General features: G+C 63.3%; 3 protein-coding genes and 1 pseudogene. All 4 read left to right on the plus strand.

Annotated elements, in window-relative coordinates:
* A pseudogene (locus AHiyo1_RS01770) lies at nucleotides 1-209 on the plus strand (GuaB3 family IMP dehydrogenase-related protein); the annotation flags it as partial.
* 100 nt (nucleotides 210-309) lie between these two features.
* Nucleotides 310-2,070 carry a glycerol-3-phosphate dehydrogenase/oxidase gene (locus AHiyo1_RS01775; RefSeq protein ID WP_059387421.1) on the plus strand — a complete coding sequence of 587 codons (1,761 nt, stop codon included), beginning with the start codon at nucleotides 310-312 and terminating at the stop codon, nucleotides 2,068-2,070.
* A gap of 39 nt (nucleotides 2,071-2,109) precedes the next feature.
* Nucleotides 2,110-2,598, plus strand: a complete 489-nt coding sequence (locus tag AHiyo1_RS01780) for a PTS sugar transporter subunit IIA (RefSeq protein WP_059387422.1) — start codon at nucleotides 2,110-2,112, stop codon at nucleotides 2,596-2,598.
* 58 nt (nucleotides 2,599-2,656) lie between these two features.
* Nucleotides 2,657-3,041: SURF1 family cytochrome oxidase biogenesis protein (locus AHiyo1_RS01785; RefSeq protein WP_275937032.1), on the plus strand; the 385-nt coding region annotated here is incomplete at its 3' end.

Consider the following 3,041-nt stretch of genomic DNA (forward strand, 5'->3'; position numbering starts at 1 on the left):
CCCACCACCTTGAGCTGCCGCGCGGCGACAGGGTCAACGTCGGCACCGTCGGTCCCCTCGAAGAAGTACTCTTCGGGCCGGGCCACCACACCAACGGCACGTCTAACCTGATCGGCGCGCTCCGCCGCTCCATGGCGACCACGGGCTATTCGGACCTGAAGGAGTTCCAGCGGGTCGACGTCGTCGTCTCGCCTTACTCGGGCCAGTAGCTCCCGCTCGGGCCGCTTTAGCGCAGGCGAAAACCCTGCCCAAGCCGCTGGACAAGAAGTAGTGTGGGGAACTACGGGCTTGTGCGATGGGAGGCGTCCAATGAGCAGTGTTGCAGATGGTTCGCAAAGGATTGATGCATCAACCGGTGCGTTGAGTCCGGAGGCGCGGGAAAGATCCATCGAAGTCCTCAGGGGAACCACGGAGCCTGGCAAGGAACTCGACATCCTCATCGTCGGGGGAGGCGTAGTGGGGGCCGGTGCGGCGCTGGACGCGGTGACCCGCGGTTTGTCGGTGGGCATTGTCGAGGCCCGGGACTGGGCTTCCGGCACGTCGTCACGGTCTTCGAAGCTGATTCACGGCGGCTTGCGTTACCTGGAAATGCTCGACTTTGCGTTGGTCCAGGAGGCCCTCCAGGAACGTGGTTTGCTGATCCAGCAAATCGCCCCACACCTCGTGCGCCCGGTTCCGTTCCTGTATCCGCTGACCCGGCGTTTCTGGGAGCGGCCCTACGTTGGTGCCGGCATCTTCCTCTACGACACGCTTGGCCTCACCTCCGGCCACAGCCGCGGCGTACCCATGCACAAACACCTCTTCCGGCGCGGAACACTGCGGGCAGCACCCAGCCTCAAGAGCGATGCCTTCGTCGGCTCCATCCGCTACTACGATGCACAGGTCGACGACGCCAGGCTGGTGGTCAATGTCGTCCGCACGGCCGCACATTACGGAGCGCATGCCGTGAACAGGATGCGCGTGGTGTCGTTCGTGCGGGAGGGCGAACGCGTGGTCGGCGCCAAGGTGGAAAACCAGGAAGACGGCAGCATCATCGAAGTCCGCGCCAAGCAAGTGGTCAATGCCACCGGAGTCTGGACGGACGAGACCCAGGCCATGGTGACGGATCGCGGCCAGCTCAAGGTCCGTGCATCCAAAGGCATCCACCTTGTGGTCCCGCGCGACCGCTTCCAGTCCACGGTCGGATTGATCCTGAGAACTGAAAAATCCGTGCTGTTCGTCATTCCTTGGGGGCGGCACTGGATCATCGGCACAACGGACACCGACTGGAAGCTTGACAAGGCGCATCCTGCAGCGTCTACCAAGGACATCGACTATGTTCTTGAACACGTCAATCGTGTCTTGAAGCGGCCCTTGACCCGTGAGGATGTCGAAGGTGTCTACGCCGGACTGCGTCCGCTGCTGGCGGGGGAGAGCGACTCCACGGCCAAACTTTCACGCGAACACGTGGTGGCGCACCCGGTTCCAGGCTTGGTGGTGGTTGCGGGTGGAAAGTTCACCACGTACCGGGTCATGGCGAAGGACGCGGTGGACGAAGCGACCCGGGCCATGGACGAGCGCGTGCCGGCGAGCTGCACCGATACCATCCCCCTCCTGGGCGCCGAGGGATTCAAAGCCGCGTGGAACAGGCGGGGAAGAACCGCCGACGAGGCCGGGGTCCACGTTGCCAGGGTGGAACATTTGCTCAACCGCTACGGCTCCATGACCCCGGAAGTCCTCGCTATCATCAAGGACAACCCGGCGATGGCGGAGCCGCTGCCGGGGGCAGACGACTATTTGGCGGCAGAGGTCGTCTATGCCGCGACCCATGAGGGTGCCCGGCATGTCCATGACGTCCTGACCCGGCGCACCCGCATCTCGATCGAGTCGTGGGACAGAGGTGTTTCCGCGGTCCCTGTTGTCGCTAAGCTGATGGGAGAAATTCTTGGCTGGAGCGATGCGCAGCGGGAAAGCGAAATCAAGCACTACCTGGCCCGGGTGGAAGCTGAACGGCTCAGCCAACAGCAGCCCGACGATGAATCGGCCGATGCTGCGCGCATGGGCGTCGATGACATCGTTCCCCTCCGCTGAGCGGCCCGGGTTGGCTGGCCACACTGGAGGGAAAACGACTTGGCGGAACCACTGGACCCGTATGATGCCGAACTAACCACGCCGGAGACCGTCATCCTTGAGATGGAAGCGGTAGACAAAACAGATGCCGCGGGCCAGCTCGCCGAACGGCTGTACGCAGCCGGGCGCATCACGGACCTTGAGGGCTTCCTCGAAGTCGTCAACTCGCGCGAGCACCAACTTGCTACCGGGCTGCCGGGCGGCATTGGCCTTCCGCATGCCCGCAGCGAGTATGTGTCCAGGGTCTCCATCGCTGTTGGTGTCACCAAATTCGGTCATTCGTTGGACTTCGGCGCCAGCGACGGACCGGCCACGTTGGTCCTGCTCATCGCTACGCCCGCCAGCTCATTCTCGGACCACCTGGAAGTCCTCGCGACCTTGGCCCGCTCGCTGTCCAAGGAATCGTTCAGGGAATCCCTCCGGCGCGCCCACGATCCCGAAGTCATCGCCGAACTGATCAACTCCAGCTTGGTTTTCTTCGACCACTGAGGAAGGGGCAGGCCCTCCCGTTTAGCTGTTCTACAGCTTGACGAAGTACGGTTAAGGGGTGTTGAAAACCGCTCTGAAGCCCCGCTGGATCGCAGGACTTGTCTTTGCGCTCCTGCTCTCCGGGGTGTTTGTGCTGCTCAGCCAGTGGCAGTTCGGCAGATCCACCCAGAGCGACGCCTCCGTTGACGACCCCGCTGTGGAGCAGGTCAAGCCGCTTACCGGGGAATTGCAGCCTGGAACGTTCTTCCCGGGTTCGGCGTCGGACCAAATGGTCAGTGCCAAGGGTAGTTACGATCCCACCAAGCAGGTCCTCGTGGAGGGCCGGCTGCTCGCAGGGCAAAAAGGGTACTGGGTAGTGACCGCGTTTGCGGTCGACGGAGCACCTGTCCTCCACGGCGTCGGCGCAACCGGAAAGACGTGGATCCCCGTGGCCCGCGGCTGGG

Source organism: Arthrobacter sp. Hiyo1 (assembly GCF_001263615.2).
Classification (GTDB): domain Bacteria; phylum Actinomycetota; class Actinomycetes; order Actinomycetales; family Micrococcaceae; genus Arthrobacter.